Genomic DNA, 15,968 nt, shown 5'->3' with positions numbered 1-15,968 from the left:
CGCCTTGCTCCTATCGATCGAGGATGCATGGTGACGTCTTGCGCTGGCACCGGGAATGGGAAACCATCGGAGAAATCATTTCCACGCCGATGGATTCAAGGTGACCATGAACACCAGCAATGAGCGCGCGCAGCTCGACCCGACCGACATCGCCATTGTCGAGGCCATGCAGGAGAACGGCCGCATCGGCATATCGGAGCTTGGCCGGCGGGTCGGCCTGTCGCAGCCGGCGACCTCCGAGCGCGTGAAGCGGCTGGAGGAGCGCGGCATCATTGCCGGCTACACCGCGGTGATCGATCCGGCGGCGCTGGGCCTCGGTATGATGGCGATCATCCGTGTGCGCACCACGCATGAACACATCCGCCCCTGCCTGAAGCAGTTCGCCGAAATGCCCGAGATTACCGAGGTGCACCGGCTGACCGGCGAGGACTGCTTCATCCTGAAAGTGGTCGTGCCCTCGCCCGCCCACCTTGAAACCATCGTCGACGCCGTGGCGCGCCACGGCGCGGTCACCACCGCGCTGGTGCTGCGCAGCGAAACGCCGAAGCCGATCGGCCGCGAGCTGATCCGCAGGTCAGGCGGTTAGCTGGTTTAGACGTTTACCCCCTCCCGACACGGAGGGAGAGGAAGGGCACCAGGGTCGACGAGGTCGCGCCTTTCCTCTCCCCCGTCGATCGGGGGAGAGGTGTCGAGCGAAGCTCGACGGAGTGGGGGTCGACCCTGTCCGAACCGGATGGATAGGTAACAGAATGGACCGATTGCATGGGTGACAGTTTTCTTGTCCGTCGGCGAACCGGCGCAACCTACCGGCTGGGATCAAGTGCGGCGGAGAGATCCCCCATCGGCGGCTGGTCGTTGTTGCGGCGCGCCTTGTCGCAGGCGATGATGGCTTGTCACCCTTGTGAAACTTGCCTTGCCTGCGAACACGGTTTCGCGAAGAACGGGGGCGGTCATCAATCCGTTGCAGCACGAACCTAACTGCGGAGCGAAATGGACTTGGAACCGATGACGACAGGACGAGGCAAACGCCTGATGATCGCGGCCGCCGCCGCATCGCTGCTCGGCTTTGCCATCGCTTTGCCGGCAACCTTCGTCCGTGCCGGAACCGGCAGCGTCCACCCCGGCCCCCTGTCGCGAGCTGATGCCTTCGCGCGGGCGCAGGCGCTGACGGCGCTTGGCCGGAAAATGTTCTTCGACCCGGCGCTGTCGGCCTCGGGCAAGCAGGCCTGCTCGTCCTGCCATGACCCGCACCACGCCTTCGGTCCGGCCTCTGCCTCGCCGATCGAGATGGGCGGGCCAAACCTCGACCAGCCGGGCGTGCGCGCCGTGCCGTCGCTGCGCTATCTCCAGGCGGCGCCCGCCTTCACCGAGCATTTCCACGATTCCGAGGACGAGGGCGACGAGAGCGTCGACAATGGCCCGACCGGCGGCCTGACCTGGGACGGCCGCGCCGACCATGGCAAGGACCAGGCGAAGATCCCCCTTCTCTCGCCCTTCGAAATGGCCAACAAGGATGAGGCCGCCGTCACATCAGCCTTGCGCAAATCAGCCTATGCCGGTGAGTTCAAGGCAGCCTTCGGCGACGACGTGTTCGACCACGCGAGCGACGCCTTCGACGCCGCCGCCGAGGCGCTCGGCACGTTCGAGCAGAGCGCTGCCGACTTCTATCCCTATTCCAGCCGCTACGACGCCTTCCTCACCGGCAAGGCTGAGCTCACGGCGCAGGAATTGCGCGGCCGCGCGCTGTTCGAGGACGCGGCCAAGGGCAATTGCGCCAGCTGCCATCTCAGCGAACCGGCCAATGACGGCGAGCCGCCGCAATTCACCGATTTCGGCCTGATCGCCATCGCCGTGCCGCGCAACGCGGCGATACCTGCCAACGCCGATCCAGCCTATGCCGATCTCGGCCTCTGCGGCCCCTTGCGCACCGACTTTCGCGGCCGGACCGAATATTGCGGCCTGTTCAAGACGCCGACCCTGCGCAACGTCGCGCTGCGCAAGAGCTTCTTCCACAATGGCGCCTTCCACACGCTGCGCGACGCGGTCGCCTTCTACGCCAGCCGCGACACCGATCCCGGCCGCTGGTACCCCAGGAATGCCGATGGCACGGTCAGGCAATATGACGATCTGCCAAAGGCTTACTGGGGAAACTTGAATCAGGATCCACCCTTCAACGGCAAAAAGCCGGGCGACAGACCGGCGCTCAGCGATGCCGAGATCGACGATATCGTTGCCTTCCTGGGCACGCTTACCGACGCCGACCAGCAGCCGCTGCCCGCAAACTGACCTCCTCGCGCCTTGCTCGGCCCCCGGCCTGTCCGCCCGCGAAAAAAGGGTGTCTGGGTCTTGCCGGATCTGATGCGCGGCAGCGCGCGGAAGTCGTAAGAAACGACCAATTCAATTAGCGCTTCCTAAACCACCGTACGGTATCCCTTGCCACTCGAGGGTGGACGCAGATGAACGCATTCAGGCGAGCGGCCGGATTTGTTGTGATCCTGTTGACCGGCGCGGCGACGCTGGCGGCGTTGCATATCGATGCCCAGCGAAACTTCGCGCTGGCCAAGGAGCGCTATCTCGAGAATTCCCAGGCAGCTTCCAGAGCGACGGCCAAGACCGTCGAAGACGCCTTGCGGGCCGTATATGAAAATGTGCGGACCTTGACCTATCTACCAAGCGTGCGAAACCTCGACCGGTACGGCACAAATCTGGGCGCCGAGGGTCGTGCGACAATCCAGCAGATCTACAACAACCTCGCCAGCAACGTCTCCATTTCCGAGGTTTACTTCCTGCCGCTGGATTTCAACCCGGACCGCTTCGATGCGGTGACCGGCAAGCTCGAGGAGCCGATCCTCCAGTTCGACCAGTTGATCGTGAACGCCAAGGCAAGATCCGATGCCGTTGGCGATGCCAAACGCGCGAAACTGGACGAGAATGCGCTGACCCGCCCTCCCGAGGAGATCGAGACCTATGAATACCACGAGTTGGCCAAACAGCTCGCCTGGTTGAAGGCGAACTATCCAAATTCGAGCGCCATCGACGGGCTCAATGTGCCGGTCATCGGCACGAAGGAGCTCATCACCTGCGACAACACCGATTTCATCCACACCGGCAATGACGCTGATCGATCAGGCTTCATCCTTTCGGTCCCGGTGTTCGGCGCGGATGGCAGCCTGCGCGGCTCCGTGTCGGCGATCATGCTTACCTCGGCGCTGCGCAAACTGTTGCCGAGCAGCGACTATGTCATCGTCAATTCAGGCTACGGGTTTGAATCCGACCAGCACAAGATGTCGACGGCACTGGCGGCCGATTCCCGTGCCTTCACGGCGGCCGACCCCAATTTGATCTATTCCGAAGTCATCCCGCTCTCGCTCAACGACCCCAGGAGCGCATGGCGTCTCTGGGCCGGTTTCCCCAACAGCCGGTTCGACGGCAACATGGATGTCCAGTCCGTGCGTCAATTCGAACTGGCCGGTTATGCGGCGGTCGCGGTGGTCACGCTGCTGGCGCTGGCCTGCTGGTACGCGATCGGGCGGACGATGACGATGCAGGTCGAGGCTGCCGAGACCCTGGAGCGGCGGGTCGAGGAACGCACCGCACAGATCCAGCATCTCGCCACGCATGACATTCTCACCGGCCTGCCCAACCGGGGCCTCCTGGCCGAAACGATGGACGAGGCATTGAGAAGCCTCAGGGACGGCGAGAAGCTGGCTGTCCATTGCGTCGATCTCGATCGTTTCAAGCCGGTCAACGACACGCTCGGCCATCCGGTCGGCGACGAGTTGCTCGGGGCCGTGGCGAAGCGGTTGAAACAGCATGCCGGCGAAACCGCCATGGTGGCCAGAATTGGCGGGGACGAGTTCGTCATCCTTCAGCTCCTGCTTGACGGCAACGACGAGGCCGGCGTGCTGGCAAGCCGCGTCATTCATGCCTTGTCCGACGAATTCTCCGTCCAGGGCCACAAGATCAACATCGGCGGCAGCATCGGCATCGCCGTCTTCCCCGACGACGGACAACGCTCGGAAACCCTTATCCGCAATGCCGACCTGGCCTTGTACAAGGCCAAGATGGAGGGCCGTGGCACCTGCAGGTCGTTCGAGCCGGGAATGGACGCGAGACTGCAGGAGCGGCGCCAACTCGAATCCGAACTGGCGCTCGGCGTGAAAAAGGAACAGTTCGTCCTGCACTATCAACCGCTGCACGACGCAAAGACCTCCAAACTCACCGGCTTCGAAGCGTTGGTGCGATGGAACCATCCGCGCCTCGGCCTGCTGCCGCCGTCGGAGTTCATCCAATTGGCCGAGGAGACCGGCGTCATCGACGCGCTTGGCGAGTGGATCATGCGGCGTGCCTGCGCCGACGCCGTGAAATGGCCCCTGCCCGTCAAGGTCGCCGTCAATCTCTCGCCGGCCCAGTTCAAACAACAGGGGCTGCCGCTTCAGGTCGCCGCGGCGCTCGCGGCTTCGGACCTGCTGCCGTCACGGCTAGAGCTGGAGATCACCGAGTCGGTGCTGCTGGCGAACAACGAAAACACGCTAAACACGCTGCACAGCCTGCGCGACCTCGGCATCTCCATAGCCATGGACGATTTCGGCACCGGCTACTCCTCGCTGAGCTATCTCAGATCGTTCCCGTTCAACCGCATCAAGATCGACCGCAGCTTCGTCAGCCTGATGTGCGAGAGCAGCGAAAGCCGGGCGATCGTCAAGGCCGTCGCCGAGCTCGGCACCACGCTCGGCATGACGACGACAGCCGAAGGCGTCGAGACCGAAGACCAGTACAGGCTGGTCAGGGAGAATGGCTGCACGGATGTCCAGGGCTGGCTGTTTGGCCGGCCAATGCCGGTCTCCGAGCTTTATACGCTCTTCGAACAGCCAGAGGCCCTGACCGCGTAACCCCCATGATCGTGGGGCCAGGAACCTAAGCCCGGTCGGCGCCTCACAGCGCCCGGATAACGCCTCCGTCCACGCGGATGTTCTGGCCGGTGATATAGCCTGCGCCTTCCGACGCCAGGAACGCAATCGTCGCCGCCACCTCCTCGCTCGTGCCGTAGCGCTGCATAGGCACGTTGTCGCGGCGCTCTTCGGTCGCCGGCAGGCTGTCGATCCAGCCGGGCAGCACATTGTTCATGCGCACATTGTCAGCCGCGTAGGTGTTGGAGAAGATCTTGGTGTAGGCGGTCAATCCGGCGCGGAACACGGCCGAGGTCGGGAACATCGCGTTCGGCTCGGCGACCCAGGCGGTCGAGATGTTGATGATGGCGCCGCCCTTCTGCTTGACCATTTGCGGCGCGACGATGCGCACCGGCCGGATGACGTTCATCAGATAGACGTCCATGCCGGTGTGCCACTGCTCGTCCGTGATCTCCAGGATCGGCGCGCGCGGCCCGTGGCCGCCGCTGTTGACCAGCACGTCGATGCGGCCGAAACGCTCCAGCGTCAGGTCGGCGAGGCGCTGCAGGTCGTCATTCGACTGGTTGGAGCCGGTGACGCCGAGCCCGCCCAACGCCTTGGCCAGCGCCTCGCCCTTGCCCGACGAGGACAGGATGGCGACCTTGAACCCATCCGCGGCCAGCCGTTTGGCCGCCGCCGCTCCCATGCCGCTGCCACCAGCCACGACAACAGCCACTTTTTCTACACTCATTGGATTTTCCTCTCAGGGTTGGCGGGCACCGCAGGCGGTGTTTTCGGGATTTGAACGGTGATATAGCTGGTTTTGCCGCTTGGTTCGAACCAGAATGCCTGAAATCAACCAGTAGAAAAACTCCTGCATGCCCGAAGCCTTCCTGAGCCTGCCGCCGCTGAATGCGCTGCGCGCCTTCGAGGCCTCGGCGCGCCATCTCAACTTCCGCATCGCCGCAGAGGAACTGAACGTCACCCAGGGTGCGGTGGCCCAGCACATTCGCGGCCTGGAGAGCCATCTCGGCACGAAACTGTTCGAGCGGCTGCCGCGCGGCCTGGCGCTGACCGATCAGGGGCGCGCCTATGTGCCCAACATCCGCCGCGCCTTCGACCTGATCTCGGAGGCGACGCTGCTGCTGCGCCCAGAGCCGGCGCGGCTGACGATCAGTGTGACGCCGAGCTTCGCCACCAAATGGCTGATCCCAAGGCTGCAGGATTTCATGGCCGACAACCCGCTGGTCGACCTGCGCGTGCTGGCCAGCGAAAGCCTGTCGAGCTTCCAGGCCGACGGCGTCGACATTGCGGTCAGGCAAGGCCGCCCGCCCTTCGGCGCCGGCCTGGTCGTCGACCTGCTGTTTCCCCAGCAGATCGTCGCCATCTGCAGCCCGGCCCTGCTGCCGGCCGGCACGACCGAAATCGCCGCGGCCGAAATCCAGCATCACGTCCTGCTACACGACGCGCACAATCTGTGGCCGGAGTTCATGGAAAAAGCCGTCGGCCTGAAGATGACGGCCGAGCTCAAACGCATGCGCTTCAACCAGACCAGCCTCGCCATCGACGCGGCCATCGCCGGCCAGGGCATAGCGCTGGCCAGCCGCTTCCTCGTCGCCGCCGACCTCGCAGCCGGCCGCCTCGTCCAGCCGGTTAGTGGCGAAATGCGCGGCACGCAGGATTTCCATGTCGTGATGCCGAGGAAGCAGCGCCATCCCGAACCGACACAGGCCGTGCGGCAATGGCTGCTGGATGCCGGGGAACGGCCGCCGGTCTAATGCATGTCGCCCAAAAGTGACCTCGGTTTTGGGGGAACGACATGCATAAAAAACAAAGATCTAAAGCGCGTCGCGTGACGCGCTTTAGATCGGCAGCAACGCGTCCGGCTTCACATTGGCGATCGAGGCGTAGGTATGCGTCTCCCGGACGCCGGGCAGCGGCAGGATCACCCGCTGCAGGAAATCCTGGAACATCGCCATGTCGGCGATGCGCGCCTTGACCAGGTAGTCGAAGCCGCCAACCACCATGTGGCATTCGATGATCTCGGGCGCCCGCAGGACCGCCTCGGCGAAGCGGTCGAAGACATGCGGGGCCGTATGATCGAGCCGCACTTCGATGAAGACGAGTTGTGCCTGGCCGATCCGGGCCGGGTCGAGAACGGCCCGCACCGCCCGGATGAAGCCTTCGGAAAACAGCCGCTTGATGCGCTGCGCCGCCCCGGTCGGCGACAGGCCGACGCGGCGGGCCAGATCGAGCGTCGTGCGGCGGCCATCCTCCTGCAGCAAGCGCAACAGCGAGCGATCGATACGGTCAAGATCGTCCATTCGGAATTCACGCTTTCTGGCCACCGATAGCGCGATTATCACGCCAAAATCGTGAAAACAGCATATTTCATCACGCTGTCGAGTGGCAATACCGTTGGCGGGCAACGCAACCCGACCGAGGCAATTCCCATGACATCAGCGACACCGACCTCCCGCAATGCCCTGACCAAGGGCGACATACCTGTGCTCATCCTGAGCGAGGCCGAGGTGAAAACATGCATCGACCCGCGCCGGCTTCTCGATGCTCTGGCAGAGGGCTTCAAGGCATTGTCCGGCGGCAAGATCGTCAATCCGGCGCGGCCGCAGCTCGACATTCCCCAGGCCGGCTATTCGCTGGCGATGCCGGCCTGGATGGCGGGCATGCATTTGACGGTGAAGATCGTCAACGTCTTCGAAGGCAATATCTCCCGGGCGATCCCCAGCCATCTCGCAACCATCCATCTGTTCGACCCCGAAACGGGCATGCCGGTCTGCGTCATGGACGGCACCTACATCACCGCCGTGCGCACCTCCGGCTCGGCCGTGCTCTCGGTGCGCGAACTCGCCCGCCGCGACGCCAGGGTCGCGACGGTGGTCGGCGCCGGCGTGCAGGCCGGACAGCATTTGCACCTCCTGCCGCTGGTGCGGGACTTCTCCGAAATCCGCGTCGTCTCGAAGGAATTCGCGGACGCGCAGGCACTGGCGGCGCGGCATCCGGGTGTCGTCGCCGTCTGCGACATCGAGGCCGCGGTGCGCTCGTCGGATGTCGTGTGCCTGGCAACGCATTCCTACCAGCCGGTGATTTCGGCCGAGTGGGTGCGGCCCGGCACGCATGTCTCGTCGGTGGGCGTCGCGCCGCCCGGCGGCGAACTGCCGGTCGAGCTTGTCGGCCGGGCCAGCCTGTTCGTCGAGACCAGGGACGCCTTCGCCCCGACGCCGGTCGGCTCTTGCGAACTCAATGGCATCGATCCGCAAACCGGGACAGAGCTCGGCGAGATGCTGCTTGGACTGCGGCCGGGAAGGACCGGCGCCGGCCAGGTCACCGTCTACAAGGCCATGGGTGTTGCCATGGAAGACATGGTGGCGGCCGACCTTGCCTATCGCGAGGCAGTTCGGCGGGGATTGGGGCGGACCGTGGCCCTGTAGAAGCGGTCGCGCCGTTTGACTGGATACGAAATCATTTTTAGGAGTGCTGGATGCTTTCGAATCCTCCCCAAAAAATCGTCGTCATCGGTGGTGGCATTGCCGGTCTGTCGGTGGCCGCCGCCGTGCGGGATTGGGCCTCCGTTACCGTCCTCGAGCGCGAGCCGCATCTTGGCTACCACGCTAGCGGCCGCTCCGCCGCCTTGTTCACCGAGACCTATGGAAACCGGCTGGTGCGCGCTCTGACGCTGGCCAGCCGGCAGGCGATCATCGAGGGCGGCTTTGCTGCCCATCGGCGCGGCGCGCTGCATGTCGGCTGGAAAGGCGACGGCGCCGCGATCGACAAGCTGGCCGGCGAATTGCAGGCGCTGGTGCCCAGCGTGCGCCGCCTGTCGGCGGCCGAGCTCCACGTTATGGTTCCCGTCATTGCCACTGAAGCCACTTGCGGCGGCGCCTATGAGCCGGACGCGGTGGATGTCGACACCGACAAGATGCTGGCGGCCTGTGCCTCGGCGCTAAAGGCTGGCGGCGGCCTGATCCGCACCGGCGAGGAAGTGCGCGCCATCTCGCGCGACGGCGGCGGCCTGCGGGTGGAGACGAGCGCCGGTGTCTATTCAGCCGACATCGTCGTCAACGCCGCCGGCGCCTGGGTCGATGTCGTCGCTGGCCTGGCCGGGCTCTCCGGCCTCGGCTTCCAGCCCAAGCGGCGCACCGCCTTCCTGTTCGACCCGCCTGCGGGCACCGACATCGCCGGCTGGCCGCTGGTGGTCGACTTGCACGAACAATTCTACTTCAAGCCCGACGCCGGCAGGCTCATCGGCTCGCTCGCCGACGAGACCGACTCCGAGCCTTGCGACGCGTATCCGGAAGACCTCGACGTCGCCATCGCCGTCGACCGCATCGAGCAGGCGACGTCGATGCGCATCGGCCGGCCGTCGACGCCATGGGCAGGCCTGCGCACCTTCGCGCCCGACCGCACGCCGGTCGCCGGCTTCGACCCCCGCCTGCCCGGCTTCTTCTGGCTTGGCGGCCAGGGCGGCTATGGTTTTCAGGTGTCGCTGAGCTTGGCCAGGCTGAGCGCGACGCTGATGCGCGGCGAGCCCCTGCCGGAAGATGTCACGGCGCTCGGCGTCACCGCCGCGGCGCTGGCGCCCGACCGTTTCCTGGTCCCGGCGACGACGCCATGAAACCCATACTGCCGCTGCTGCTCAGCCTCGGACGGGAAACCAGCTAAACAGCCCTCAATCTTCATCCGTCCAGATCAGGCGCAGCAGGCGCAGCAGCGTCGCCCGCTCCTTCTTCGTCAGCCTTTGCAGGAACCTGTCCTCGTGCCGGCGAACCTGTCGCCGCCAGCCGGGCATGGCCTGCCTGGCCGCCTGCGTCAGCGTCAGCACCCGCACGCGCCTGTCCTCGGCATGGTCGTCGCGCTCCACCAGCCCGCGCTCTTCCAGCTCGGCCAGCAGCGGCGCCATGTTGGCGCTCTTCATGCCGAGCAGGCGGCACAGCTCCGCGGCGCGGATGCCTGGCCTCTCATCGATCAGCGCCAGCATGCCATAGGTGACCGGGCGCAGCCTCGCATCGGTCAGCTCGACCGCGAAATCATTGAGCGCGAAAGCCGAGGCGCGCTTGAGATTGTAGCCGATCTGCGCATCGAGCCCGTTTTCGGACATCATGTCTGGCCCGGGGTGAAGCTGGGTTTCGTCCATGCCAACCGATCGCCGCGATGCCGGCCCTTGTCAAGCGAAAAAGACTATGCGACATAGCAATCGAGATAGCTATGCTCCATAGCAATTTCCAAATGGAACGGGAGGATGCCGACCATGACCGATGAGACCGTTGCCTTCGACGTCGAGAACGGCATCGCCTGGGTGCGCTTCGACCGGCCGGACAAGCGCAATTGCATGAACCCGGCGCTCAACCGGCGCATGATGGAGGTTCTCGACGAACTCGAGTACCGCGACGATGTCGGCGTGCTCGTGCTGTCGGGCGAAGGCAGCGCCTGGTCGGCGGGCATGGACCTCAAGGAGTATTTCCGCGAGACCGAAGCCAAGGGGCTTGGCGCCGTGCGCAAGGCGCAAGCGGAAGCCTATGGCTGGTGGCGGCGCCTGCGCTGGTACGGCAAGCCGACCATCGCCATGGTCAATGGCTGGTGCTTTGGTGGCGGCTATGGCCCGCTTTTCGCTTGCGACCTCGCCTTCGCCGCCGACGAGGCGCAATTCGCTCTGTCCGAGATCAACTGGGGCATCCTGCCCGGCGGCGGCGCCACCAAGGTGGTGGTCGACCTCCTGTCGATGCGTGACGCCATGTATCACGCGCTGACCGGCGAATTGATCGACGGCAGGAAGGCCGCCGCCTGGAAGCTGGTCAATGAAAGCCTGCCGTTGGCCGAGCTGAAGGCGCGGGTCACCGAGGTCGCCAACATCCTCTTGAAGAAGAACCCGATCGCGCTGAAGGCGACCAAGGACGCCATCCGCCGCGTCGGCGAAATGACCTACGACAATGCCGAGGACTATCTCGTCCGCGCCCAGGAGGCGGCCAACTCGCACGACAATGAGGGCCGCAAGGAAGGCATCCGCCAGTTCATCGACGAAAAGAGCTACAAGCCCGGCCTCGGTGCCTACGACAAGGCCAGGTGACGCGATAAGCCAACGACGCGAGCCACCGACGCAATCTGGGAGGAGATGCGCATGCCGGCCTTGACGACTTCAGATCCGGTGGCCCTGCATGCCGGCGCGCAGCCGGACCGCGTTGCCTGCGTCGACCTCGCCTCCGGCCGGCGCTGGACCTATGCCGCGCTTGACGAGGCCATCCAGCGCGCTGTGCGCGTTCTCGAAAGCGGCTACGGCGTCAGGCCCGGGCAACGGATCGCCACGCTGGCCCGCAACAGCGCCGACCTCCTGATCCTGCAGCAGGCCGCAATGCGGCTCGGCGCCATCTTCGTGCCGGTCAACTGGCGGCTCGCCGGTGCCGAACAGCAGGCGATCCTTGCCGATTGCGATCCGGCGCTGCTGCTGCATGATGCCGTCCTGCAGACGGCGCTGCCCAAGGGTTGCAAGCCTGTCGAAATCGCTGCCTTCGCGAGAACGGTGGAGGCACGGGCGCCGGCGCCGCGCCGTCCCCTGCCCGCCGACGATACGCCGTCGATCATCCTCTACACATCGGGCACGTCGGGCCGGCCAAAGGGCGTCATCGTCACCGAGCGCAACGCCTTTGCCACCGCGGTCAATTTCGGTATGCTGGGCCGTGTCGGCAATGCCAGCATATTCCTCTGTGACGCGCCGATGTTCCATGTCATCGGCCTCATCACCAATCTGCGCCCGCCGCTGCTTCACGGCGGCACGGTGCTGATCTCGCCCGGTTTCGATGCCGGCGCCACCAATCGCCGCCTTGCCGATCCGGCCCTTGGCGTCACCCACTATTTCTGCGTGCCGCAGATGGCCAGGATGCTGCGCGACCACCCCGACTTCACGCCGACGCACTGGACTTCGCTCACCGCCATCTTCACCGGCGGCGCGCCAAACCCGGCCGCCGAAATCAACTGGTGGCTGGCGCAAGGCGTGTGCATGGCCGACGGCTTCGGCATGACCGAGGCAGGCACGGTGCTCGGCATGCCGGTCGAGGCCGGCCGCATCGCCGGCAAGGCAGGCTCGGCCGGCCTACCGGCGCCAACGATCGGCCTGCGCCTCGTCGATGACGAGGGCCGCGACGTCGCAGCCGGCGAGCCAGGCGAGATATGGCTGTCCGGCCCCTCGATCACGCCAGGCTACTGGAACCGGCCGGAGGAGACGGAGCGCGCCTTCACCGCCGATGGCTGGTTCCGCACCGGCGACATCGCGCGGCGCGACGAGGACGGTTTTGTCACCCTCGTCGACCGTCGCAAGGACATGTTCATCTCCGGCGGCGAGAACGTCTATCCCGTCGAAATCGAGACCGTTCTGCTCGACCATCCCGGCATCGCCGAAGCCGCCGTGATCGGCGTCGCCGACGCGCGCTGGGGCGAAGTCGGGCGCGCCTTCGTCGTGGTGAAGCCCGGATGCATCGTCGATCCGGCCGATCTGGCAAGCCATTGCGGCGCCCGCATCGCCCGCTACAAGGTGCCGAGAGAATTCCTGCGCACCGACGCGCTGCCGCGCACCGCATCCGGCAAGATCCAGAAACACGTTTTGCGCACTTGGACAGCACCCGCCGGCGGGCAGGACTGAGCCCTTCAGCCGCCCGAGCGGAAAATAGCGACGGCCGCGGCCACGATCTCCGCATTGTCCTTCGCCACTCTGCCATCGGCCAGCATCTTGCCGTCCTCCAGCCCGACCCTCGTCGACCAGCGCTTGCTGCGCGCCAGATCGACGAACGGCCAGACGGTGGCGTCGGCGCCGTGCAGCAGGATTGGCCGCCGCACATCGGCGCGATCGAGCACGGCGGCGATGCCGTGTGCCTCGTCGAGCGCCTTGGACAAATCCTGGATATCGATCTCGATCAGGATGCGCAGCACCTGGTTGTGGCCGGCAAGGCCGACGAACCGCTCGGCATCGGCAACGGTGGCGAGCCCGGCCTCGATGCCGACGCCGCGTTGCCGCAACAGCTCCATCACGGCGGGCGCGTCGGCCTCCGACAGGTTGACCGAGGCATAGTCGGGCAGTTCGCGCCAGCCGGCGATCGCCGCGCGGGTGCGCGCGACATCGTTCTCGATCCAGGCGCCGGTCGACACGCCTGTCAACGTGCCCGGGCAGATCAGGCGCACCGCCAGCACCGTCGCGTCGACGGCGGCCAGGCTTTCGCGCCCGTCGGCGCCACGCGGATGGATGTGCAGCTCGCCAGCACCGGCCGCGACACAGGCTGCTGCATCGCTGGCCATGGCCTTTGCATCGAGCGGCAGCTTCGGGTGGAAATCGTACGGACGCGCGCCACTGATGCAGGCCTGGACGATCATGCATGTCACCTCTGACAAGGGAGGCGGCAGTCTAGCCGTGTCGCAAGGCATGGCAAAGAGTGGGAGACTTCACTCCTGACAGCGTGGCCAGTGAAGCAGGCGATCTCCCCCCTTGTGGGGGAGATTGGCAGTCCCACCGCCGCTCCCTCTTCGGCGCCATTTCGCGGCATTTGAATAAAAACCGCCTGTGGATATTTACCCGACATTCCGCCGGGCCGGCCAAGATACATTAGGGCGGGATCATGGAGGGAACCATTGACCAGCGATTTTTCAGCCGCCCGCATCCATCTCGAACGCGCCTATCACTATCTGCGCGGCAGTGACGAGACGAGCCGTGCGGCATGCGAGGCGCTCGACCTGCTGATCGAGATGGTGGCGGAAGCACAATACAGGCGGCCCGAGGCCGGGGTGCTGGACTTTCCGCAAGCGGCGGCGCGGCACTCAGCCTGATTGAAGCGCGTCGACGCGCTTCAAGTCTTTGCCTTGTGCATGTCGTTTATCCCAAAACCGCTACGCACTTTTGGGCGACATGCATCAGGACGCCTTGCGGGCTTGTGCTCCGCTTGCCGGCCCGGTCGCGCGCGCCACGATCTGCTCCAGCGGTTCGGGCCGGTGGAGCAGGAAACCCTGGCCGAAATCGACGCCCATCGCCTGCAGGATACCGAGCGTGTCGGCTTGCTCGATCTTCTCGGCCACGACGGCGCAGCCGACGCTGCGGGCAATGCCTGATATGGCCGAGACGATCTCGCGGTCGAAGCGGCTCTCGGCCATGTGCTCGATGAAGGAACCGTCGATCTTTATGGCATCGACCGGAAAGCGCCTGAGATATTCGAAAGAACTCATGCCGGCGCCGAAATCGTCGAGGCTCACCTTGCAGCGCCGCTCGCGCGCCTTGCGCACGAATGTCTCGGCGGCGTCGAAATTGGTGACGGCGGCGGTTTCGGTGATCTCGAAGCCGATGCCGGAATGCGGCGCCCCGGTCTCCTCGATGATGCTGTCGACGAAGTCCCACAGTCCGGGGTCGCTCAGCGTCTGCGCCGACAGGTTGAAGCCGAGCGTGATCGCGCCGGACTTCATCGCCGCGCCATGCCGCGACAGCGCGGTGCGGATGATCCAGCGATCGAGCCTGGCGGCTATGCCGAAGCGCTCCGCCGCCGGGATGAATTCGCTGGGCGGGATCAGCCTGCCGCCGCGCCCGGCAAGCCGCGCCAGCACCTCGACATGGCGGTTTTCCTGCCAGGGCCGGCCAAGCCGGTGGATCTCCTGGCCGAACAGTTTCAGCCTTCCGTCCTCCATGGCGTCGACCGTGTCGGCGGCGAGCCGCGCGGCGTTGAGACCGCCGGAATTGGCCTCGGCCGAAAACACCGCGAAGCGGTCGCGCCCTGCGGCCTTGGCGGCATAGCAGGCGTCGTCGGCGCAGGCCAGCGCATCGGCGACCGTGGTTGCCCGGTCGTTGACGATGGCGATGCCGATGCTTGCCGCGAGCCGCCGCGCCGTCGCGGCAACGCCGAGATCGGCGCCGCGCACGGCCGCCAGTATGGCGCCGGCCAGCCGCTCGGCCTGCGCCGCGTCGCAATGCGGCACCAGCAAGGCAAATTCGTCGCCGCCGAGTCGCGCCGCATGCGCCGCTGGCGGCAGGCAGCGGCCAATGCCCGCCGCCACGCTCTTCAGCGCCAGATCGCCGGCGGCGTGGCCGGCAAAGTCGTTGAGCGCCTTGAAGTAATCGAGATCGACATAGAACACCGCCAGCGGCACGCCCGTGGCAATGTGGTCGGCAAGCAGCCTGTCGAAGGCGGCGCGGTTCCACAGACCGGTCAGCGCGTCGTGGCGGGCGGCAAACGCAAGCTCCTGCTCGCGCAGCTTGTCCTCGGTGATATCGCGCACCGTGCCGAGAACCTGACCGGCGGCGCCCGCCGCGGCGACGTAACGCACCAACGATTCGATGTGGCGGATCTCGCCGTCGCGCTTGACGATGCGATATTGCGAAGCGGTGACCGCGTCCGAGCCGGGTGACGGCTGGTGGGCGCGCTCCGTGGCTTCCTTGTCCTCGGGGTGCAGGAAACTGTGCCAGAGGTCGGCCGGCACCTCGTCGGCATCGGCGACGACGCCGAACATCTCCCTGGTGCGGGCGTCCCAATAGCTTTTGTGGGTGGCGATGTCGTAGTGCCAGATGCCGGTGCCGCTGGCAGCGAGCGCCAGGCGGAAGCGCATCGTGACCTGTTCGAGCGCCGCTTCGGCCGCTTTCTGCTTCGAGATGTCGGTCTGCACACCCATCAGCCTGAGCGGATGCCCGTCCGCGCCGCGCTCGACGATGCCGCCGCGGTCGAGCACCCAGACCCAGTGGCCCTGCTTGTGCTTCAGCCGCAATTCCGTCTCGATGGCATCGGTCAGCCCGGCAATGTGGCGGTCGCCGCTGGCCAGCGCCCGCTCGCGATCGTCTGGATGGGTAAGCCGCAGCCACAAATCGCTGGTGTTGGCGAGTTCATCCTCCTCATAGCCCAGCATTCGCGCCCAGGTCGGCGAATAGAAGCAATCGCCGGTGCGAAGATCCCAGTCCCAGACGCCAAGATGCGCGCGCTCCAGGGCCTTGGCCCAGAACGCTCCATTGCGACTTTTCTTGCCTTGACGCGCCATCGTCTGTTTTCGCCTGCTCCACCCGCGGGCAATCTGCGGCAAAACCAGAGAAGAAACAGTTACCGGGACGCG

The 15,968-nt window shown here is 65.7% G+C and carries 14 protein-coding genes; 9 read left to right on the top strand and 5 right to left on the bottom strand.

Going from position 1 to position 15,968, the window contains the following annotated elements; translation table 11 throughout:
* The first annotated feature begins 106 nt into the window (after positions 1 to 106).
* The 3 genes from JG746_RS14970 (at position 107) to JG746_RS14960 (ending at position 4,892) form a co-directional block, all read left to right on the top strand.
* On the top strand, positions 107 to 586 hold the full coding sequence (locus JG746_RS14970) for an Lrp/AsnC family transcriptional regulator (protein WP_202358826.1): 480 nt from the start codon (positions 107 to 109) through the stop codon (positions 584 to 586).
* A 419-nt stretch (positions 587 to 1,005) separates the two neighbouring features.
* A complete protein-coding gene (locus JG746_RS14965) occupies positions 1,006 to 2,286 on the top strand; it encodes a cytochrome-c peroxidase (RefSeq protein WP_202358825.1) in 1,281 nt (426 codons plus the stop codon).
* A 170-nt stretch (positions 2,287 to 2,456) separates the two neighbouring features.
* Positions 2,457 to 4,892, top strand: coding sequence for a putative bifunctional diguanylate cyclase/phosphodiesterase (locus JG746_RS14960; protein WP_244730817.1), 2,436 nt, complete (start codon positions 2,457 to 2,459; stop codon positions 4,890 to 4,892).
* A 43-nt stretch (positions 4,893 to 4,935) separates the two neighbouring features.
* Here JG746_RS14960 and JG746_RS14955 read toward each other — a convergent pair whose 3' ends face one another.
* On the bottom strand, positions 4,936 to 5,640 hold the full coding sequence (locus JG746_RS14955) for an SDR family oxidoreductase (protein WP_202358824.1): 705 nt from the start codon (positions 5,638 to 5,640) through the stop codon (positions 4,936 to 4,938).
* 127 nt (positions 5,641 to 5,767) lie between these two features.
* Here JG746_RS14955 and gcvA point away from each other — a divergent pair, with 127 nt between their 5' ends.
* On the top strand, positions 5,768 to 6,667 hold the full coding sequence (gcvA, locus tag JG746_RS14950) for a transcriptional regulator GcvA (protein ID WP_202358823.1): 900 nt from the start codon (positions 5,768 to 5,770) through the stop codon (positions 6,665 to 6,667).
* 84 nt (positions 6,668 to 6,751) lie between these two features.
* Here gcvA and JG746_RS14945 read toward each other — a convergent pair whose 3' ends face one another.
* Positions 6,752 to 7,213: an Lrp/AsnC ligand binding domain-containing protein gene (locus JG746_RS14945; RefSeq protein ID WP_183461279.1), complete on the bottom strand. Its 462-nt coding sequence runs from the start codon at positions 7,211 to 7,213 to the stop codon at positions 6,752 to 6,754.
* A gap of 129 nt (positions 7,214 to 7,342) precedes the next feature.
* Here JG746_RS14945 and JG746_RS14940 point away from each other — a divergent pair, with 129 nt between their 5' ends.
* Together JG746_RS14940 and JG746_RS14935 are read left to right on the top strand one after the other, a co-directional pair.
* Positions 7,343 to 8,338, top strand: coding sequence for an ornithine cyclodeaminase family protein (locus tag JG746_RS14940; protein ID WP_202358822.1), 996 nt, complete (start codon positions 7,343 to 7,345; stop codon positions 8,336 to 8,338).
* A 50-nt stretch (positions 8,339 to 8,388) separates the two neighbouring features.
* Positions 8,389 to 9,522: an NAD(P)/FAD-dependent oxidoreductase gene (locus JG746_RS14935; RefSeq protein WP_202358821.1), complete on the top strand. Its 1,134-nt coding sequence runs from the start codon at positions 8,389 to 8,391 to the stop codon at positions 9,520 to 9,522.
* A gap of 54 nt (positions 9,523 to 9,576) precedes the next feature.
* On the opposite strand, the gene JG746_RS14930 is transcribed toward JG746_RS14935, so the two are convergent.
* On the bottom strand, positions 9,577 to 10,041 hold the full coding sequence (locus JG746_RS14930; RefSeq protein ID WP_202358820.1) for a MarR family winged helix-turn-helix transcriptional regulator: 465 nt from the start codon (positions 10,039 to 10,041) through the stop codon (positions 9,577 to 9,579).
* A 114-nt stretch (positions 10,042 to 10,155) separates the two neighbouring features.
* On the opposite strand from JG746_RS14930, the gene JG746_RS14925 reads away from it, so the two are divergent.
* Positions 10,156 to 10,971, top strand: a complete 816-nt coding sequence (locus tag JG746_RS14925) for a p-hydroxycinnamoyl CoA hydratase/lyase (RefSeq protein WP_202358819.1) — start codon at positions 10,156 to 10,158, stop codon at positions 10,969 to 10,971.
* A gap of 45 nt (positions 10,972 to 11,016) precedes the next feature.
* The gene (locus JG746_RS14920; protein ID WP_202358818.1) at positions 11,017 to 12,537 is read left to right on the top strand and encodes an AMP-binding protein; all 1,521 of its coding nucleotides are present in this window, start codon (positions 11,017 to 11,019) and stop codon (positions 12,535 to 12,537) included.
* A gap of 5 nt (positions 12,538 to 12,542) precedes the next feature.
* Here the strand turns inward: JG746_RS14920 and JG746_RS14915 are convergent, their stop codons facing one another.
* Complete coding sequence (locus JG746_RS14915) at positions 12,543 to 13,262, bottom strand: 3-keto-5-aminohexanoate cleavage protein (protein WP_202358817.1); 720 nt, start codon at positions 13,260 to 13,262, stop codon at positions 12,543 to 12,545.
* Positions 13,263 to 13,517: 255 nt separating this feature from the next.
* On the opposite strand from JG746_RS14915, the gene JG746_RS14910 reads away from it, so the two are divergent.
* Positions 13,518 to 13,712, top strand: coding sequence for a hypothetical protein (locus JG746_RS14910; RefSeq protein WP_202358816.1), 195 nt, complete (start codon positions 13,518 to 13,520; stop codon positions 13,710 to 13,712).
* A gap of 84 nt (positions 13,713 to 13,796) precedes the next feature.
* Here the strand turns inward: JG746_RS14910 and JG746_RS14905 are convergent, their stop codons facing one another.
* A complete protein-coding gene (locus JG746_RS14905) occupies positions 13,797 to 15,896 on the bottom strand; it encodes an EAL domain-containing protein (protein WP_202358815.1) in 2,100 nt (699 codons plus the stop codon).
* Between the last annotated feature and the right edge of the window lie 72 nt (positions 15,897 to 15,968).

Source organism: Mesorhizobium sp. 113-3-3, assembly GCF_016756495.1.
GTDB lineage: Bacteria > Pseudomonadota > Alphaproteobacteria > Rhizobiales > Rhizobiaceae > Mesorhizobium.
This window is presented reverse-complemented; position numbering and strand designations above follow the sequence as displayed.